The 17354-nt window shown below is 72.4% G+C and carries 16 protein-coding genes, 1 tRNA gene and 1 other RNA gene; 8 read left to right on the forward strand and 10 right to left on the reverse strand.

The window, feature by feature from the left end; translation table 11 throughout:
- Positions 1-244 precede the first annotated feature (244 nt).
- From rnpB to HMPREF9719_RS01585, 4 genes are all read right to left on the reverse strand, one after another.
- Positions 245-669: RNase P RNA component class A (gene rnpB, locus HMPREF9719_RS09315), an RNA gene on the reverse strand.
- A gap of 64 nt (positions 670-733) precedes the next feature.
- Positions 734-1996 carry a bifunctional RNase H/acid phosphatase gene (locus HMPREF9719_RS01575; RefSeq protein ID WP_004600209.1) on the reverse strand — a complete coding sequence of 421 codons (1263 nt, stop codon included), beginning with the start codon at positions 1994-1996 and terminating at the stop codon, positions 734-736.
- Between the two features lie 153 nt (positions 1997-2149).
- Positions 2150-2623 carry a hypothetical protein gene (locus HMPREF9719_RS01580; RefSeq protein ID WP_004600210.1) on the reverse strand — a complete coding sequence of 158 codons (474 nt, stop codon included), beginning with the start codon at positions 2621-2623 and terminating at the stop codon, positions 2150-2152.
- Positions 2624-2665: 42 nt separating this feature from the next.
- Positions 2666-3841 carry a Nif3-like dinuclear metal center hexameric protein gene (locus HMPREF9719_RS01585; RefSeq protein ID WP_004600211.1) on the reverse strand — a complete coding sequence of 392 codons (1176 nt, stop codon included), beginning with the start codon at positions 3839-3841 and terminating at the stop codon, positions 2666-2668.
- A gap of 164 nt (positions 3842-4005) precedes the next feature.
- On the opposite strand from HMPREF9719_RS01585, the gene HMPREF9719_RS01590 reads away from it, so the two are divergent.
- Positions 4006-4485 (forward strand): low molecular weight protein-tyrosine-phosphatase, encoded by a 480-nt coding sequence (locus HMPREF9719_RS01590; RefSeq protein WP_004600212.1) that lies wholly within the window; start codon positions 4006-4008, stop codon positions 4483-4485.
- 86 nt (positions 4486-4571) lie between these two features.
- Positions 4572-5597: an SURF1 family cytochrome oxidase biogenesis protein gene (locus tag HMPREF9719_RS01595; protein WP_004600213.1), complete on the forward strand. Its 1026-nt coding sequence runs from the start codon at positions 4572-4574 to the stop codon at positions 5595-5597.
- 33 nt (positions 5598-5630) lie between these two features.
- On the opposite strand, the gene HMPREF9719_RS01600 is transcribed toward HMPREF9719_RS01595, so the two are convergent.
- The 3 genes from HMPREF9719_RS01600 to HMPREF9719_RS01610 all read right to left on the reverse strand — a co-directional run bounded on the left by HMPREF9719_RS01600 (position 5631) and on the right by HMPREF9719_RS01610 (position 6741).
- A complete protein-coding gene (locus HMPREF9719_RS01600; protein ID WP_004600214.1) occupies positions 5631-5969 on the reverse strand; it encodes a hypothetical protein in 339 nt (112 codons plus the stop codon).
- Positions 5970-6174: 205 nt separating this feature from the next.
- Positions 6175-6250: transfer RNA gene (locus tag HMPREF9719_RS01605), tRNA-Val, on the reverse strand.
- A 59-nt stretch (positions 6251-6309) separates the two neighbouring features.
- Positions 6310-6741, reverse strand: coding sequence for a DUF3052 domain-containing protein (locus tag HMPREF9719_RS01610; RefSeq protein ID WP_004600215.1), 432 nt, complete (start codon positions 6739-6741; stop codon positions 6310-6312).
- Positions 6742-7060: 319 nt separating this feature from the next.
- Between HMPREF9719_RS01610 and aceE the strand changes: the two genes are divergently transcribed.
- Together aceE and HMPREF9719_RS01620 are read left to right on the forward strand one after the other, a co-directional pair.
- A complete protein-coding gene (gene aceE, locus HMPREF9719_RS01615) occupies positions 7061-9799 on the forward strand; it encodes a pyruvate dehydrogenase (acetyl-transferring), homodimeric type (RefSeq protein ID WP_004600216.1) in 2739 nt (912 codons plus the stop codon).
- 144 nt (positions 9800-9943) lie between these two features.
- Positions 9944-10366, forward strand: a complete 423-nt coding sequence (locus HMPREF9719_RS01620) for an acyl carrier protein (protein ID WP_237737866.1) — start codon at positions 9944-9946, stop codon at positions 10364-10366.
- On the opposite strand, the gene HMPREF9719_RS01625 is transcribed toward HMPREF9719_RS01620, so the two are convergent.
- The gene (locus tag HMPREF9719_RS01625; RefSeq protein ID WP_004600218.1) at positions 10336-10704 is read right to left on the reverse strand and encodes a hypothetical protein; all 369 of its coding nucleotides are present in this window, start codon (positions 10702-10704) and stop codon (positions 10336-10338) included. The genes HMPREF9719_RS01620 and HMPREF9719_RS01625 overlap by 31 nt on opposite strands.
- Before the next feature lie 404 nt (positions 10705-11108).
- Here HMPREF9719_RS01625 and HMPREF9719_RS01630 point away from each other — a divergent pair, with 404 nt between their 5' ends.
- The gene (locus HMPREF9719_RS01630; protein ID WP_004600219.1) at positions 11109-12176 is read left to right on the forward strand and encodes a M20 family metallopeptidase; all 1068 of its coding nucleotides are present in this window, start codon (positions 11109-11111) and stop codon (positions 12174-12176) included.
- Here HMPREF9719_RS01630 and HMPREF9719_RS01635 read toward each other — a convergent pair.
- The gene (locus HMPREF9719_RS01635; protein WP_004600220.1) at positions 12173-13012 is read right to left on the reverse strand and encodes a serine hydrolase domain-containing protein; all 840 of its coding nucleotides are present in this window, start codon (positions 13010-13012) and stop codon (positions 12173-12175) included. The genes HMPREF9719_RS01630 and HMPREF9719_RS01635 overlap by 4 nt on opposite strands.
- A gap of 114 nt (positions 13013-13126) precedes the next feature.
- The gene (ychF, locus tag HMPREF9719_RS01640; RefSeq protein WP_004601776.1) at positions 13127-14212 is read right to left on the reverse strand and encodes a redox-regulated ATPase YchF; all 1086 of its coding nucleotides are present in this window, start codon (positions 14210-14212) and stop codon (positions 13127-13129) included.
- Positions 14213-14343: 131 nt separating this feature from the next.
- Here ychF and HMPREF9719_RS01645 point away from each other — a divergent pair, with 131 nt between their 5' ends.
- From HMPREF9719_RS01645 to HMPREF9719_RS01655, 3 genes are all read left to right on the forward strand, one after another.
- On the forward strand, positions 14344-15681 hold the full coding sequence (locus HMPREF9719_RS01645) for an AI-2E family transporter (protein ID WP_004600222.1): 1338 nt from the start codon (positions 14344-14346) through the stop codon (positions 15679-15681).
- A gap of 37 nt (positions 15682-15718) precedes the next feature.
- Complete coding sequence (locus tag HMPREF9719_RS01650) at positions 15719-16813, forward strand: DNA recombination protein RmuC (RefSeq protein ID WP_004600223.1); 1095 nt, start codon at positions 15719-15721, stop codon at positions 16811-16813.
- 58 nt (positions 16814-16871) lie between these two features.
- Positions 16872-17354 (forward strand): DUF6542 domain-containing protein (locus tag HMPREF9719_RS01655; protein ID WP_004600224.1); only part of this gene is annotated, 483 nt, incomplete at its 3' end.

Here is a 17354-nt window from a genome sequence, read left to right on the forward strand (position 1 = left end):
CGGGGGCGCTGTCGGCGCGGCGAGCGCTCTCCGGCGGCTCGAGGGGGCTCGTCGTCGCCGCGCCCGAGGCCCGCCTCCCCACCGCGCGCGCCGCGCTGGAGGACCTGGGCTGGGAGTGTCTCTCCCTCGACGGGGTGGGCGCGCTGCGCGTGTACGGGGAGCTCTCCTAGCCCGGGGCCGCCAATACGACTCCGGCCCCGCGGGCGCATCCCGCGGGGCCGGTTCTTCTTAAAACAAGCGTGGGCGAATGAGCCGGCCGATAAGCCGGATTCTGTCCCTCCCCAAGGGAGGGGGCGGCCATCCATCTGGGTCGGCCATCGCTGACCGCCTCAAGCGGCTACCGGTGAGCCTGGGCGTGCAGCCTCGTCGCGCCCACCATCCGCGCGCCGGCGATGCGGCGCACGGCGATGCCTTGCTCCCGGTGGGGTTTACCTGGCCGGGCCACTCGCGTGACCCGCCGGTGCGCTCTTACCGCACCCTTTCACCCTTACCCGCCGCCCCGAGGGGTGGCGGGCGGTCTACTTTCTGTTGCACTGTGCCCGCGGGTCGCCCCGGGTTGCCGTTAGCAACCACCGTGCACTCAAGCGGAGTCCGGACTTTCCTCGACGAGCGCCTCCCGGGACCGCTCGGGCCCGGGGGTTCGCTGGCCGCGGCCGCCTGGCCGGCTCATTCGCGAGTCCTCAATCTAGCCCCGCCGCCGCGGGCGCCGCTAATCGCGCTGGACAGCGAAGCCCTAGAGGCGCGGCGGGCCGGCGGAGTTGACCGTGCGCACGAGCCCGTCGTCGGTCCCGGGCCCGAAGCGCAGCGTCGTTACCGCCCCGAGGTCGAGGAAGATCCGCGACATCGCCCCCACCGGCAGGCCGAGGGCCTGGAGGATGAGCGACTTGATCGGCGCCATGTGGCTCACCACGACAAGCGTCTTGCCCTCGTGCCGCTCGAGCAGGTCGTCTTTGAGCGCCGCGACGCGCCTATAGAGCTCCTCGAGCGACTCGCCGCCGGGCGCGGGGAGCGCGAGATCGTCGTGCCAGGCGCGGAACGCCTCGGGGTCGCGGGCCTCGGCCTCGGCGGCGGTGAGCGCCTCGAAGTCGCCGAAGTCGAGCTCGATGAGGCGGTCCTCGACCACCGGCTCGAGGCCGAGCGCGCGGGCGACGGGCTCGGCGGTCTGCCGGGCGCGGCTCAGCGGGGAGGTGAGCACGGCCGCGGCGTCGAGCTCGGGGATGGCGGCCACGTCCGCGGCGGCGCGGGCGGCCTGCGCGGCGCCGAGCTCGGTGAGTTCCGGGTCGCCGAGCCCGGAGAAGCGCCCCTCGGCGCTGAGCCTGGTCTGCCCGTGGCGCACGAGCACGAGGCGCAGCTGCCCGCCACCGGGGGCGGACCAGCGCTCCGGGCCGTTGCCGTCGCCGCTGCCCTTCTCATCGCCCCCGCCGCCGGCGGGCGCCGGGGCCGGGGCGCCCTCGGGCGCGGCGTCGCCGGGCTCGTCGTTGCCGCCGTCGTCGGCGTTGCCGTCGTCGTCGGCGTTGCCGTCGTCGTCGGCGTTGCCGTCGTCGTCGGCGTTGCCGTCGTCGAGGAAGCCCTCGGGGTGGCCGGCCGCGGCGGCGTCCATCGCCCGGTTGGCGAGCTCGTCGGCGCGGGCGTTCTTCGCGCGCGGCACCCACTTGTAGGTGACCTCGCCGATCTCCTCGCCGAGCTTCTTGGCGATCGTCGCGAGGCGCTTCATGTCGGCGTGCTTAATGCGCCAGCGGCCGGTCATCTGCTCGACGACGAGCTTCGAGTCGAGGAAGACCCTCACCGTCGTCGCGCCGAGCTCCCGGGCGGCGTTCAGCCCGTTGACGAGTCCCTGGTACTCGGCGACGTTGTTGGTGACCTTCTCGCCGAAGACGTAGGACAGCTCGCGCAGGACGGTCTCGTGGTCCTCGGCGAAGATCACCGAGCCCGAGCCGGCGATGCCCGGGTTGCCCCGGGAGCCGCCGTCGGCCTGCAGGATGACAGTCCGGGCCATGGCCCCTCCTTGGTGACGTGGGTGGCGGTGGTTGAAACGGGCGGCTCGCGCCGGCGCGCGGGCGGCGGGTTCGCGGCCATCCTACGGCCCCGGGCGCCCCTTCCCCGGCGCGGACGCGGGCGCGGGGGTGGCGGGCTGCCCAGGCAACTACAGCTAGCGACCGGCGAGGAAGCGGCGGCGCTCGTCGTCGGGGAGCGCGTCGATGTGGCGCTGCGCTTCGCGGGCGCGCTCGACGTCGGCGGCGGGGTGGGCCTCGTCGAGCTCCGCGAGCTCCTGGAGGCGCAGGTCGAGGTTGTTGCGCAGCGCGTGGATCTCGTTGTGTCCCTCCTGGAGCTCGCTCATGAGGTCCGCGATGCGCGACTTCGCGAGGTAGCGCTCGTACTCGACGCCTGAGCGCTCCTTCTCGTCGTCGATGCCCTCCTTGAGGCGGCGGCGGGCGGCGCGCTCGGCGGCGCGCAGCTCCCGCTCGTCGGACTGGATGCGCAAGATCTCCTCGTCCATCTCCTCGACGGCGAGACTGGCGGCCTCGGCGGCCGCCGCGAGGCGCGCGCGGCGCCGCACGAGGCCTGAGAGCTCCTCGTCGAGCTCCGCGAGCCGCGCGGTGCCGGCGTCGTCTGGCCGTGCCATGTCTCGTTGGCCTCCTTTCCTCTGGACGTGCTGCGGTGCGGTCTAGTTCTGCCGCCGCGGGTGCGCGGAGAGCGCCCACGGGTCGGTGCGGATGTCGATGATCTCGGTGTCGACGCCCTCGGCGGCGACGACGTCGGCGGCCTGGGAGGTCCAGGGGAACTCGCTGGCCCAGTGGGCGGTGTCGATGACGGCGGGCCCGCCGGCGCGCAGGTGCTCGTCGACGGGGTGGTGGCGCAGGTCCGAGGTGATATACGCGTCCACGCCGAGCGCGCGGACCTTGTCCAAGAACCCGTCGCCCGCCCCGGAGGACACCGCCACGGTCTTCACGAGGAGCTCGGGGTCGCCGGCGGCGCGCACGCCCCAGGCGGTCTCCGGCAGGCGGTCGGCGACCTGCTGGACGAAGTCCGCGAAGCGCATCGGCTCGGGCAGCTCCCCGACCCGGCCGATGCCCTCGGCCTGAGAGAGGTCAACCTCGAGGGCCTCCGGGGGCATGGGCGCGATGTCGAAGGCGGGCTCCTCGAAGGGGTGCGCCGCCCTCAGCGCCGCGACGAGCCGGCCGCGCAGCCGCGCCGGGGCGACGAACTCGAGGCGGTGCTCCCGGCCCCGGCTCGTCTCCCCCACCTCGCCCTCGGCGGGGTCGGCGCCCTCCTCGGGGCGGAACTGGCCGGTGCCCTCGAGGGTGAAGGAGCAGTGGGAGTAGTTGCCGATCTCCCCCGCGCCCGCGGCGAACAGCGCCTCCGAGACCTTCTCGAGGGCCCCGGGCGGGTCGGTGGGCACGTGCACGCCCCAGTGGTCGGCGACGGCGGGCTCGGCGGGCTCGATGGGCCGCCCGGGGGTGATGCCCACGAGCTCCGCGAGGCGGTCATTGACGCCGGGGCGCGCGGCGTCGGCGTTGGTGTGCGCCGCGAACAGCGCCACCCCGTTGGTGATGAGCCGGTGGAGCACCTCGCCCTTGGGGGTGTCTGCGGCCACGGAGTTCACCCCGCGCAGGAGGAAGGGGTGGTGGACGACGAGCATGTCGGCGCCGATCTCCACGGCGCGGCGCGCGACCTCGAGGGTGCAGTCGAGGGCGAACGCCACGCGCCCGACCTCGGCGGCCGGGTCGCCGCAGATGAGCCCGACGCGGTCCCACGGCTCGGCAAGCCGCGGCGGGTAGGCGCGGTCGAGGGCGGCCCTGATCGAGCCGACGGTCGCGGGGCGTGCAGTGGTGTCGGTCATGACCCCATTGTGCCCAACGCCGCCGCCACCCGGAACCAGGCTCCCTCCCGCCCGCCGGCCTTCGCCGCCGCGCCGCGGCGGGCTCGCTGTGCCACACTGGGCCCAGGCCGCGGGCCTTGTGGGCCCGCGCCGATGAGCACCGAGGACGAAAGGACCGCGCGACCGTGAGCGAGAAGCCCCTGCTCGTGAGCTTCATGTGCACCGGCAACATCTGCCGCTCCCCCATGGCCGAGGCGATGCTGCGTCAGGCCCTCGAGGATGAGGGGCTGGGAGACGCCTGCGAGGTGACCTCGTGCGGGGCGCACAACTTCCACGAGGGCGAGGACGCCGACCCGCGCACCGTCGCGACCTTGAAGCGGCACGGCGTGCCGGCCGAGGGGCTGGTCTCCCGGCCGTACTCGGGCGTCGAGGACCGCGCCGACCTCGTCGTGTGCCTCGACTCGGGGCACCGCTCCACCGCGATCGCGGCGTTCGGCGCCCCGGAGGAAAAGATGCGCCTCCTGCGCAGCTTCGACCCCGACGCCCCGGAGGACGCCGGGGTGCCCGACCCCTACCCCGGCGGGCAGGACGGCTTCGAGTACGCCTTCGAGCTCATCGAGGCGGCGCTGCCCGGCCTTCTCGACTGGGTCCGCGAGCGCGCCTGACGCTCCCTCCCTCCCGGCCGCGCGGCGGACAACCAGCCGCCTCGCGCCCGGGAGGGCTTTTTGCCCCCGCCGCTAGACTTGGGGCCGTGAGCACGAGCACCGAGGCCCGCTACGGGGCGCGTCGCCAGCCGCGGGGCTGGCGGCAGTTCCTCACGCCCAAGTGGGTCGTCTCGCTCGTTTTGGTGGTGGGCTTCTCCGCGCTGGCGCTCAGCGTGCTCGCGCCCTGGCAGCTCGGAAAGAACGACCAGATCGTCGAGCGCAACGCCCGCATCGAGGCCGCCTCCGAGACCGACCCGGTGCCCATCTCCGAGCTGCTCGACGGCGGGGGCTTCGACGCCGACGACGAGTGGCGCCGCGTGACGCTATCGGGCTCCTTCCTCCCCGAGGACGAAGCCGTGCTGCGGCTCCGGCCGGTCAACGGCAACCCCGCGATCCAGGCGCTCACCCCCTTCGAGCTCGACGGCGGGGAGACCATCCTCGTCAACCGCGGCTACCTGCCCACCGCGGGCTCGGACATCCCCTCCATCGAGCCCGCGCCGACCGGCCGCACGGAGCTCCTCGCCGTCGCGCGGAAGAACGAGCCCCGGCCCGAGACCCCCGCCCGCGTCGGCGAGAAGACCGCCGGCTCCGTCGAGGTCACCGGCATCAACACCGGCCAGATCGCCGAGGCCACCGGCCTCGAGCTCGCAGACGACTACGTGCAGCTCAGCGAGGAGCAGCCCGCCGCCCTCAACCCCGTGCCCATCCCGCAGCTCGACCGGGGCTCGCACCTCTCCTACGGCTTCCAGTGGATCGCCTTCGGGATCATGGCGCCCCTGGGGCTCGGCTACCTCGCCTACGCGGAGATCCGCGAGCGCCGCCGCGTGAAGAACGAGGGCCGCGAGCTCGACGAGGCCGCCGGCGGCCCCGACGGCGAGCGGACCGGGCGCGGCGGGCGGCTCGGCGGGGCGCTGGGCAGGCGCCGCGCCCCCAAGCCCTGGGAGGACGACGAGCTCGCGGCCGCGGACGCCGGCGGGTCCCGCGACACCCTCGAGGAGCGCTACGGCGCCGCGCGCGGCGGGGCGCTCGCCGCGGAGGGCCGCCGCGCCCGCCGCGAGGAAGACCGCTTCTAAACAGCCCGGCCCCGCCCGGGGCGGTTCCGCCGGTCAACTGGGTTCGGCGTCGGGCTCGGGGCCGCGGGGCAGGCGCTCCCACAGCGCGACCGCCCCCACCGAGCAGCACAGAAGAATAAGCCCGGCCCAGTTGCCGAACACCGCCACCGTGAGCGCCCCGATCCACACGCTCGCGGTGTCGACCCATCGGTTGGCGCGGGCGTGGCGCCCGTCGTAGTAGCGGCCCTCGGCCTGGGTCCAGATGACGTAGGTGAGAAGGCCCGCGCCCAGCACCGCGAGCGCCCCGGCGGTGACCCTAAAGCCCAGGGCGAAGTGCCCGAGGGCGAGCAGCACGAGGAGCGCGCCTGCGTAGTAGTGCCCGCGGTTGCGCATCGGCCGGCCCCTTCGATCGATCGCGCGGCGCGGAGGGGCGCCGCCGGTCCCGTTGTGCTCATGCTAGCGGCCCGGGCCGGCCCCGGCGCGCGGTCGCGGCGCGGGCCGCACGTGCCGCGGGAGCCGGGCGAGGCGCGGGGAGCAGAAGACAAAAGGGCGCCCCGCCGCCGGCTAAAGGGGTGTTCCCGCTGGCGGCGGGGCGTTGTGGTGCGCTCCGGCGGGCTCGAACCGCCGACCTACTGGGTGTAAACCAGTTGCTCTTCCAGCTGAGCTAGGAGCGCCGAGAAACGGCGCCGCGGCCTACCGGAACAACTCCGGGCGCCGCGGCGGGGCGCGGGGGCTACTTGCGGGCCACGCCGCGCTGCACGAGGCAGGAGCCCTGCCAGTCGCCCAGGCGCTCCGCCTTGGTCTGCACGAGCCCCGCGAGCTGCGCGGACTCCGCGATGATGCCGGGCTCGACGGTGCCGGGCTTCTCCGCGCCGGGGGTGAGCAGCCACACCCGGCCGTCCTCGGCGAGCGCGCGGGTCGCGTCGACGAGCCCGTCGACGAGGTCGCCGTCGTCCTCGCGCCACCACAGCAGGACCGCATCACAGATCTCGTCGGTGCCGTCCTCGAGCAATTCCTCGCCGAGGAAGTCCTCGATCGCCTCCGAGATCGAGCTGTCGGCGTCCTCGTCCCAGCCGAGCTCTTGGACGAGCTGGCCCTCCTCGATGCCGAGCAGCCGGACAAAGTCCTGGGCGCCCTCGTTGTTCGCGCCCGGAGCGTCCACCACTGTGATGATCCTCCTTCGCCTCAAAGTGTCGTCGCGGTTCACCCCCGCCCCGGGGTTGTGGCGGCCCGCCGCGGCTCGCCGCGGGCCCCGCCGCCCGGGGCGCGGCGATAGCATCGTCACGAGGTAGCTTAGCCGATCGGCCGCGTGGCGCCGGCCACCGCTCCCGCGCGCGGGCGCCCACCCACACCCGGGCGCGCGGGGAACTAGACTCGAAGGTCAGCTTGGCGGGGCGAGCGCCGATCCCTGAGGGGAGGTCGTCTCGCTCGCCGCCGCGCGCCCGCGCGGCCGACGGACCCGACACCCTTTGAGGAGGCGATTCATGGCTGACGATTCTCGCCAGACCAACTCCCCGGACGACACCAACTACGCCCTGATCCGGGACGGCGTGGCCTCGTATCTCCACGACACGGACCCGGAGGAGACCCAGGAGTGGATGGACTCCCTGGACGGCCTCCTCGAGAGCGCCGACCGGGATCGCGCTCGCTACCTCATGCTGCGGATGCTGGAGCGCGCGTCGGCGAACCGGGTGGAGCTGCCACCGCTGCTCTCCACCGACTTCGTCAACACGATCCCCACCTCGTCCGAGCCGGAGTTCCCCGGCGACGAGAAGATCGAGAAGCGCTACCGGCGCTGGATCCGCTGGAACTCGGCGGTCATGGTGCACCGCGCGCAGCGCGAGGGCATCGGCGTAGGCGGCCACATCTCCACCTACGCGAGCGCCGCGCCGCTCTACGAGGTGGGCTTCAACCACTTCTTCCGCGGCCACGACCACCCGGGCGGCGGGGACCAGGTGTTCTTCCAGGGGCACGCCTCCCCGGGCATGTACGCCCGCGCGTTCCTCGAGGGGCGCTTGAGCGAGGACGACCTCGACGGCTTCCGCCAGGAGGCCTCCCACCCGGGCGGGGGGCTGCCCTCCTACCCCCACCCGCACGGCAAGCCCGACTTCTGGGAGTTCCCGACGGTCTCCATGGGGCTGGGGCCGATGAACGCGATCTACCAGGCGAAGTTCAACCGCTACCTCCACAACCGGGGGATCAAGGACACCTCGCAGCAGCACGTGTGGGCGTTCCTCGGCGACGGCGAGATGGACGAGCCGGAGGCCCGCGGGCTGCTCCAGCAGGCGGCGGTGAACAACCTCGACAACCTCACGTTCGTCATCAACTGCAACCTCCAGCGCCTCGACGGGCCGGTGCGCGGCAACACCCAGATCGTCCAGGAGCTCGAGTCGTTCTTCCGCGGCGCGGGCTGGAACGTCATCAAGGTCATCTGGGGCCGCGAGTGGGACCGCCTGTTCGAGAAGGACAAGGAGGGCGCGCTCGTCCACCTGATGAACACCACCCCGGACGGCGACTACCAGACCTTCAAGGCCAACGACGGCGCCTACGTCCGCGAGCACTTCTTCGGCCGCGACGAGCGCACCTTGAAGCTCGTCGAGGACATGTCCGACGACGAGATCTGGGCGCTGCGCCGCGGCGGGCACGACTACCGCAAGGTCTATGCCGCCTACAAGCGCGCGCTGGAGACGAAGGACCAGCCGACCGTCATCCTCGCCTTCACCGTCAAGGGCTACGGGCTCGGCCACAACTTCGAGGGCCGCAACGCGACCCACCAGATGAAGAAGCTCGACCTCGACGACCTCAAGCTCTTCCGCACGAAGCAGGAGATCCCCTTCAGCGACGAGGACCTCGAAAAGGACCCGGCGAAGCCGCCCTACTACCACCCGGGCGAGGACGCCGAGGAGATCCGCTACATGAAGAAGCGCCGCGAGGAGCTCGGCGGGTCGCTGCCCGAGCGGCGCGAGTCGTACGAGCCGATCGCCGTGCCGGACATCAAGTCGCTGCGCACGGTGCGTAAGGGCTCGAAGAAGCAGCCGGTCGCCACGACCATGGCGTTGGTGCGCGCGTTCAAGGAGCTCATGCGCGACGACACGCTCCGCGAGCGGCTCGTGCCCATCATCCCCGACGAGGCGCGCACCTTCGGGATGGACTCGTGGTTCCCGACCTTAAAGATCTACAACCCGCACGGGCAGAACTACGTGCCGGTCGACCACGACCTCATGCTCTCCTACCGGGAGGCGAAGGACGGCCAGATCCTCCACGAGGGCATCTCCGAGGCGGGCTCGATGGGCTCGTTCATCGCCGCCGGCACCGCGTACGCCACCGAGGGCGTGGCGATGATCCCGCTGTACATCTTCTACTCGATGTTCGGCTTCCAGCGCACCGGCGACTCGATCTGGGCGGCCGCCGACCAGATGGCGCGCGGCTTCCTCATCGGCGCGACCGCGGGCCGCACGACGCTCACCGGCGAGGGCCTCCAGCACATGGACGGCCACTCGCAGATCCTCGCGTCCACCAACCCGGCGGTCGTGGCCTACGACCCGGCGTTCGCCTACGAGGTCGCGCACCTCGTGCGCGAGGGCATCGACCGGATGTACGGCGAGGGCCGCGGCGAGGACGTCATCTACTACCTCACGGTCTACAACGAGCCGACCCTCCAGCCCGCCGAGCCGGAGGACCTCGACGTCGAGGGCCTCCACCGGGGCATCTACCTCTACGACCGCGCCGAGGGCGGCGAGCACGAGGCGTCGATCCTCGCCTCCGGCATCGGGATGCAGGCGGCCTTAAAGGCCCAGAAGATCCTCGCCGAGGACTTCGACGTCGCCGCCTCGATCTTCTCCGTGACGTCGTGGGTGGAGCTCGCCCGCGACGCGCGCACCATCGTCGACGCGGACCTGCTCGACCCCGCCGACGAGGAGAAGGAGGCCTTCGCCACCACCCAGCTGAAGAAGGCGCCGGGGCCCTACGTCGCGGTCTCCGACTTCGACTCGGGCCTGCCCGAGTCGATCCGCTCGGTCGTGCCTGGGCGCTACCTCACGCTCGGCACGGACGGCTTCGGGTTCTCCGACACCCGGCCCGCGGCCAGGCGCTACTTCAACACCGACGCCGAGTCCGTCGTCGTGGCGGTGCTCATCGGGCTCGCCCGCGAGGGGAAGATCGACCTCGACGTCGCCCGCGAGGCCGCGAAGCGCTTCGACCTCGACGACCCGACCAAGGCCTAAGAGCCGCCGTCTCGGGGGGCGGGACGCGCTTTCCCGCCCCCTTCGGCCCGCGGCCGCCTTAGGCGGTGATTCGGCGGGGCCCTCCCGGATCCTTCCCCGGGAGGGCCCCGCTTCTCGTCTTTCCGGCCGGCTAGCATGGCGGGCATGGGTGATCTCGCCGAGCAGCTGGCCGCGAAGTTCAACACGACCGTCCCCGACGACGCCGACGCAGAAGCCGCGCCGAAGGACGGGGACTCCGCCGGCGAGGCCTACACGAGCGAGGACTCAGGCGATAGCGCGCGCCACTCCGCCGCGGCCGCGGTGGAGGCCTCGGACCCGCAGCTCGCCAGGCTGCTGCGCATCGTCGAGCTCTCCCCCGAGGCCGACGCGGACGCCGTCGACCGCGACACCGCGCTCGACGGCACCTCGCCGATCCCTTTCCTCGCGCTCGTCGAGCTCACCGCGCGTGCCGAGCAGGAGTTCGGGGTGCGCCTCAGCGGGGAGCAGGTGCGCCGGCTCGGCACGGTCGGCAAGCTGCTCGAGCACCTCGAGGCCGCTCAGGCCGACAGCGCCGACCAGTCGGCGTAGTCCGCCTCGTCGATATCGCTCACGCGGGCTGAAAACCCGCCCTCGCGCGCGGCGGCGCGCACCCTGCGGTCGAGCGCCTCGAGCTCCTCGGGCGCGGCGCGCAGCGTCTCGCGGCAGCACTTCGTGCCGTCGTTCTCGCGGCGCCACTGGATGCACCAGTGCGCGCGCAGCGGGTCGGCGCCCGGCACCCACCACTGGCTGCCCTCGTCGAGCTCCTCGACGAGCGCGGCCTCGATGGCGGGGCGGTAGCGCCTCGGCATGCCGGAGACCTCCAGCACGGAAAAGATGGCGGCGCCGGCCGAGGCCTCCTCGGCGGGCGCCGGGAACGTCGTGGTCATCTCGCGTCTCAACCTCATTCATCAGCCGGCGGACGCGACGCCGCCCTCAGCTAAGAACACCGGGGCCGGCGCCGCGCAAGACGAGTGTCGTCTTCCCCTACGAACCCGTGCCTGCTTGAGAAGGAAAGGATGCGCCCACGACGGCGCATAACTTTCAACCAACGCGTGATACCGATCGTCGCCGAGCCCGCCGGCGGACCTCAACCCTCAACCTGGACTTTCACCCCCGATTGCTCACCATCAAGTAGAGGTTGAGGGATGTTCCCAGGGGCGCGATCCTTGGCCCGCGCGCTCGCCGTGACGGGGCTGCGCGGGCGGCTTCGTAGACTATAGGAGACCCACGGCGGGGAGGGTCCCCGCCACGCCCACGCGGCGGCGACGAGGATCGAAGGGGCGGTTTTCGCATGAACGACGAGGAGCTCGAGTTTTTCGTCTCGCTCATCGGGCGGGACACGACCTCCGGGGCGCTGGCCGCCCAGCGGGAGGCCCAGGACGCCTGCGTGGAGTTTCTCCGCTCCGGCGGGCGCGAGCTCGAGGTGACGAGCTCGGACCGTACCTACCCGTGGACGCTCGTGCGCACCACCGCACCCGGCGACCCGGTGCTCTTCGCCAGCCACATCGACACCGTCCCCGTCGGCGAAGAGTCCGACTGGTCGAGCCCGCCGCGCGACGCGCTCATCACCGACGGCCGGCTGCATGGCCGCGGCAGCGTGGACATGAAGGCCGGACTCATGGCCTCGCTCGTGGCGCTACGCCGCGCGGCCGATAAGGGCCTGCCCGCCGCCGCGCTGCTCACCTCGGACGAGGAGATCGGTCTCAAGGGCGCGGACGCCGCCGCCACGGAGCTCGGCAGCCTGCCGGTCTCCCTCGCGGTCATCGGCGAGCCGACCGCCAACCACGTCTGCTACGGCCACCCGGGCGTCTCCTGGATCGAGGTGCACGCCCGCGGCCGCGCCGCGCACGGCTCGCAGCCCCACGAGGGCGAGAACGCCATCGCCGCCCTGTCCGAGGGGCTCATCTCGCGGCTCCACGAGTTCCCCGCGGGCCACGACGACTACCTCGGGGAGGACACCATCAACCTCGGGGTGATCCGCGGCGGCAGCGTGCCCAATATCGTGCCCGACCGGGCGGTGGCCACCTTGGACGTGCGCACCGCCGCGGGCAGCGGCCCGGCGCTCGCGTGGCTGCGGGGCCTCGACGAGCGCCTCGAGGTGGTGCAGCTGCTCGACATCCCGCCGCTCGAGCGGCGCCCCGCGCCGGCTGTGCTCGAGCGCTTCCCCACCGGGTCCGCGATGAGCGGCGCGACGGACGCGGCGATGCTCCAGCGGATCCTCGGCGAGGCACCGATCGTCGTGTGGGGGCCGGGCGGCACGGACCAGATGCACCGCGTCGACGAGAGGGTGGAGCTCTCCCAGATCGACGAGGCGATCGAGAACTACTGGGCGGTCACCCGGGAGCTCGGCGCGAGCTAGCGCCCGGCGAGGCGCTCCGCGACATCGGTGGAGGCGTTCTGCCACAGCGGCTTCGCCCAGTCACCGAAGTCCCGGTCGGTGAGCACCACGAGCCCGCAGCCGGCGAGGTCCTTATCGCCCGACCAGGCGGGCACGTGCCACAGCAGCGTGCCGGAGACCCCGAAGTGGCCGACGGCGTCGCCGGGCACCCGGTCGCCCATCCAGTGCTGGGACTTCTCGCCCTTGATCTCGAAGCCGAGGCCCCACGGGCAGGGGTTGAAGCGCCCGTAGCCGGGCACGACACCTGCGAGCTCGGGGTACTGCGGGGCGAAGGCCTCCCGGAGGGTCTCCTGCGCGAGGAGCCTCGGCTCTGCGAGCTCCCTAAGAAAGCGGGCGAGGTCCCCCGCCGTGGAGACGCCCCCATGCCCGGCGGGGCCCTCGAGCCTCGTGCTACCCATCCCGAGCGGCCCGAAGACGCCCTCGGCGAGGTAATCGGAAAAGGCGATCTCGCTGCGCTCCTCGACGAGCCCGGCGAGCGCCTCGAAGCCGGCGGACGAGTAGATCCGGCGCTCCCCCAACTGCTTTTGCCACTCGCGCGAGTCAAAGGCCATACCCGACGCGTGGGCGAGCAGGTGGCGCGGCGTGGTGCCCCGCTCGTCGAGCTCCTCGTCGAGCTCGAAGGCGCCCTCCTCGATCGCGAGGAGCACCCCGTAGGCGGAAAATAGCTTCGTCACGCTCGCGAGGCGAAACTCCGCGTCCTCATCGCCGAGGGTCTCGGTCGCGGCGCCGGCCACGAGCGCGGCGCTGACGTTCTTTGCCGGCCACGAATCGAGGCCGGCCTGGGAAAGAATGTCCATCGCCATCCATCCTACGGGCCGCCGCGGGCGGCGCGGCGCCGCTCACCGGTTGCGCAGGGACGCGTCGGGGCCGGCCGCGCCCTGCGCGCGACCGGCCCCGGTTAGTTCAACGGGCTAGACGTTGAACTTGAAGTCGACGATGTCGCCGTCCTGCATGACATAGTCCTTGCCCTCCTGGCGGACCTTGCCCTCGGCCTTCGCGTTGGCCATGGAGCCGGCCGCGACGAGATCGTCGTAGGAGACGATCTCGGCCTTGATGAAGCCCTTCTCGAAGTCCGAGTGGATGACGCCGGCGGCCTGCGGGGCGGTCGCGCCCTGCGGGATCGTCCAGGCGCGCGACTCCTTCTCGCCGGCGGTGAGGTAGGTCTGCAGGCCGAGGGTCTGGAAGCCTGCCCTAGCTAGCGTCGCGAGCCCCGGCTCGTCCTGGCCGACCGTGGCGAGCAGGTCTGCGGCCTCCTCGGGGTCGAGCTCCTGGAGCTCCGCCTCGGTCTTCGCGTCGAGGAACACCGCGTCGGCCGGCGCGACGAGCTCGCGGAGCTGCGCCTTGCGGTCCTCGTCGCCGAGCACGCCCTCGTCGGAGTTGAAGACGTAGAGGAACGGCTTCGCGGTCATGAGGTGGAGCTCCGCGACGCCGTCCAAGTCGATCTCCCCGCGCTTCGCGGCGCCGGAGAGGGTGCGGCCGTCCTCGAGGATCGCCTGCGCGGCCTTCGCGGCCTCGACCTCGGCGGCCTTCTCCTTGTCCTTCTTCGCCTCCTTCTCGAGGCGGGGCAGGGCCTTCTCCACGGTCTGGAGGTCCGCGAGGATGAGCTCGGTCTCGATGGTGGAGATGTCGCTCGTCGGGTTGACCGCCCCGTCGACGTGGACGACGTTGTCGTCGTCGAAGGCGCGCACCACCTGGCAGATGGCGTCGGCCTCGCGGATGTTGGCGAGGAAGGCGTTGCCCATCCCCTCGCCCTCGGAGGCGCCCTTGACGATGCCCGCGATGTCAACGAAGGACACGGTGGCCGGCACGGTCTTCTCCGAGTGGAACATCTCGGTGAGCTTGTCGAGCCGCGGGTCCGGCAGCGGCACGAGACCGACGTTCGGCTCGATCGTCGCGAACGGGTAGTTCGCGGCGAGAGCGTCGTTGCGGGTCAGGGCGTTAAACAGCGTCGACTTGCCCACGTTGGGCAGTCCAACGATTCCAAGTGTAAGGCTCACGGTGGCTCATGCTAGCAACCGGCTATAGACTCCCCCGCCCGCCGGTCGCGCCGCCGAACTATGCTTCAGCATGTCCCCACAGCGCCGGGGCCCAAGGAGAATCCTCACCGCACCGAACCGAGGGAGCGCCCATGGACGAGACGGCGACGCCGCCCGACGCGGACGAACAGCCCGCCGCCGACCGCCCGCCGGCCATCGACCGCTCCGTCGTCATGGATGAGGGTCTGAAGAACGCCGCGCGCCTGAGCATCCGGCTGCTGCTCGTGGGGCTGCTCGCCGCGGGCCTCATCGTCGTCATCGGCCTGCTGTGGGCCGCGGTGTTCCCCATCGTCATCGCGATCATCCTCTGCACGGTGCTCGCCGGCCCGACGGAGGCGATGCGCCACCGCGGGGTGCCCGGCGCGCTCGCGTCGCTGATCTCCATGGCGGGCTTCTTCCTTCTTCTCGCGCTCGTCGTCGCGTGGATCGTGCCGCAGCTCGCGAACCAGTCGCGGGCGATGTACCTGCAGATCGTCAGCGGCGTGCAGCAGTTTTTGCTGTGGCTGCAGGGCCCGCCGCTGGATATCGACACCACCGACCTCGAGGAGGTCCTCAACGAGGCGATCGCGTGGCTGCAGGACCAGGCGGGCACCATCGCGACCGGGGTGTTCACCGCGGTCACGAACCTCACGACCCTGGCGATCACGGCGTTCATCACGGTGGTGGTGACGTTCTTCTTCCTCAAGGACGGGCGGCGCTTCCTGCCGTGGCTGCGGGGCATGCTGGGCCGCTCGCACGGCTGGCACGCGACGGAGCTCTCCATGCGGGGGTGGAACACGGTCAAGGGCTATATCCGCGCCCAGGCGGTCGTCTCGCTCGTCGACGCGGTGTTCATCGGGCTGGGGTTGGCGATCATCGGGGTGCCGATGGCCTCGGTGCTCGCGGTGATCACGTTCCTCGCGGGCTTCATCCCCATCGTCGGCGCGCTCGTGGCGGGCGCGCTCGCGGTGATCATCGCGCTCTTCGCGCTGGGCTTCGTGCCGTCGCTGTTGACCCTCGTGCTCGTCGTAGCGGTGCAGCAGATCGAGAGCAACGTCCTGCAGCCCACGCTGCAGTCGCGCGCGATGCACCTCCACGCCGTCATCGTGCTCGTCTCGGTGGGGGTGGGCGGCAGCCTCTTCGGGATCGTCGGGGCGTTCCTCGCAGTGCCGGCGGCGGCGACGATCGCGGTCGTGGCGCGCTACGTGCGCGACGTGGCGATGCTGCGCTCCGGGGAGGCGACGGTCGACGACATCCGCTTCGCGACGCGCGCGGGGCTCGCGGCGGGCCGGCGCACCGAGGAGCTCGGCGCGAAGGAGCGCGCGGCGCGGACCGCGGCGCCGGTGGCCGAGGACATCGACTCCCCGGACGAGGTCGTCGACGAGCCGCCCGAGCCGCACTCGTTCGGCGAGCGGCTCGCCCACGCGCTCGGGGTGGACGGCGCCCACTAAGGGCGCGCGTCCGGGCCCTGTGCCACAGTTGCTGGCTATGAGCCACGCCCTCGTCTTCGCCCTCGGCCTTCTTCTCGGCCTCGCGGCCGGCGCGGCGCTCGGGGTGTACCTCGCCCGGCGCCGCTCGCCCGCCCCGGTGGGTGACCAGCCAGGCACGCCGCCGGGGGCCGAGCCGCCCGCGCCGCGCGGCGTCGACGAGGCGGTGCGCCCGCTGCACGACGCGCTGCGCGAGCTCACCCGAAGGGTCCACGAGGCGGACACGCGCCGCGCGGAGTCGCTGTCCTCGCTCTCGGGGCAGCTCACGTCGGTCAACCGCATGGCGATGCGGCTCACGGACCGCACCGACGAGCTGGTGGGCGCGCTTCGCGCCCCGGAGATCCGCGGCCGGTGGGGCGAGATGCAGCTCGAGCGGGTCGTGGAGCTCGGCGGCATGGTGGAGCACTGCGACTTCGACGCGCAGCCCACCCGCACCGCGGACGGCAAGACGGCGCGCCCGGACATGGTGGTGCACCTGTCCGGGGGACGCAGCATCGTCGTCGACGCGAAGGTGCCGTTCGGGGCGTACCTCGACGCGCTCGACGCGCGCGACCCGGAGGAGCACGAGGCGCTGCTGCGACGCCACGCCCACCAGCTGAAGAACCACGTCGACGAGCTGGCGCGCCGGCCCTATATCGAGGCCTTCGACCCGACCCCGGAGTTCGTCGTGCTCTTCGTGCCCGGCGACCCGTTCCTCGACGCGGCGCTGCGCACCCGCCCCGAGCTCTTAGACGAGGCGATGGCGCGCTCGGTGGTCATCGCGACGCCGACGACGCTGTTCGCCCTGCTGCGCACGGTGGCACTCGGCTGGCGGCAGGAGGACTTCACCGAGAAGGCCCGCGAGATCCACCGCCTCGGCCGGGAGCTCTACGACCGCATCGACGTGCTCGCGCGGCACTACGGGGAGGTCGGCCAGCACCTCTCGCGCGCCGCGGAAGCCTACAACCGCACCCTCGGCTCGATGGAGTCGCGGGTGACGGTCACCGCCCGCCGGCTCGCGGAGATGGGCGTCCCGGCGCGCAGCCGCGCAAAGCCCCGCGAGGTCCAGCCGGTCGCCGAGCGGCCCCGCGAGCCGCGCCACCGCGCCGCCGACTAGGGGCTCGCCGGGCGGGCGGGGGCGATCGGCGAGGCACCTCCCGGTTAGGATATCCACCGTGACAGACGCGAAACCGAATCCCAGGACCGCGCTCGACGTGGCGACCGTCGGCCTGCCCACGTGGCTGGGGGTGCTCGTTCCCGCGCTGGCCCTGGCGATCGGCGGGGCGGTGAGCGTCGTCTCCGGGGAGCTGGGGGCGACGTACTCGGTGTGCTTCGTGGCCGCCGCGATCCTCGCGGCCCTCTTCGTCGAGGGCCGCGGCCTGTTCCTCACCGTCTGCGCCCTGCCGCTGGTCTACGTGCTCGCGACGTTCGGGGTGTCGCTGATCATCAACAACAACGCGACGGTCAACCAGTCGGCGTTCTCGAAGAGCTCGCTGATCACCTCCGCGGTGCCGGTCGCCGAGCAGTTCCCCGTGCTCGCCGCGACGACGATCGTCGCGCTCATCATCGCGGTGGTGCGCTACTGGCTGCTGCGCCGCAACCTCGAGGAGTACTACCGCCGCCTCGAGCGCCGACGGGCGCGAGCCGCGTCGCGCGCG

It is taken from the genome of Corynebacterium otitidis ATCC 51513 (assembly GCF_000296405.1).
In the GTDB taxonomy this organism is placed as follows: domain Bacteria; phylum Actinomycetota; class Actinomycetes; order Mycobacteriales; family Mycobacteriaceae; genus Corynebacterium; species Corynebacterium otitidis.

Coding starts and splice junctions, on each gene's coding strand:
- HMPREF9719_RS01575 (WP_004600209.1), bottom strand. CDS start 1,996: ATGGCCCGGACTGTCATCCTGCAGGCCGACGGCGGCTCCCGGGGCAAC.
- HMPREF9719_RS01580 (WP_004600210.1), bottom strand. CDS start 2,623: ATGGCACGGCCAGACGACGCCGGCACCGCGCGGCTCGCGGAGCTCGAC.
- HMPREF9719_RS01585 (WP_004600211.1), bottom strand. CDS start 3,841: ATGACCGACACCACTGCACGCCCCGCGACCGTCGGCTCGATCAGGGCC.
- HMPREF9719_RS01600 (WP_004600214.1), bottom strand. CDS start 5,969: ATGCGCAACCGCGGGCACTACTACGCAGGCGCGCTCCTCGTGCTGCTC.
- aceE (WP_004600216.1), top strand. CDS start 7,061: ATGGCTGACGATTCTCGCCAGACCAACTCCCCGGACGACACCAACTAC.
- HMPREF9719_RS01620 (WP_237737866.1), top strand. CDS start 9,944: ATGGGTGATCTCGCCGAGCAGCTGGCCGCGAAGTTCAACACGACCGTC.
- HMPREF9719_RS01625 (WP_004600218.1), bottom strand. CDS start 10,704: ATGACCACGACGTTCCCGGCGCCCGCCGAGGAGGCCTCGGCCGGCGCC.
- HMPREF9719_RS01630 (WP_004600219.1), top strand. CDS start 11,109: ATGAACGACGAGGAGCTCGAGTTTTTCGTCTCGCTCATCGGGCGGGAC.
- HMPREF9719_RS01635 (WP_004600220.1), bottom strand. CDS start 13,012: ATGGACATTCTTTCCCAGGCCGGCCTCGATTCGTGGCCGGCAAAGAAC.
- HMPREF9719_RS01645 (WP_004600222.1), top strand. CDS start 14,344: ATGGACGAGACGGCGACGCCGCCCGACGCGGACGAACAGCCCGCCGCC.
- HMPREF9719_RS01650 (WP_004600223.1), top strand. CDS start 15,719: ATGAGCCACGCCCTCGTCTTCGCCCTCGGCCTTCTTCTCGGCCTCGCG.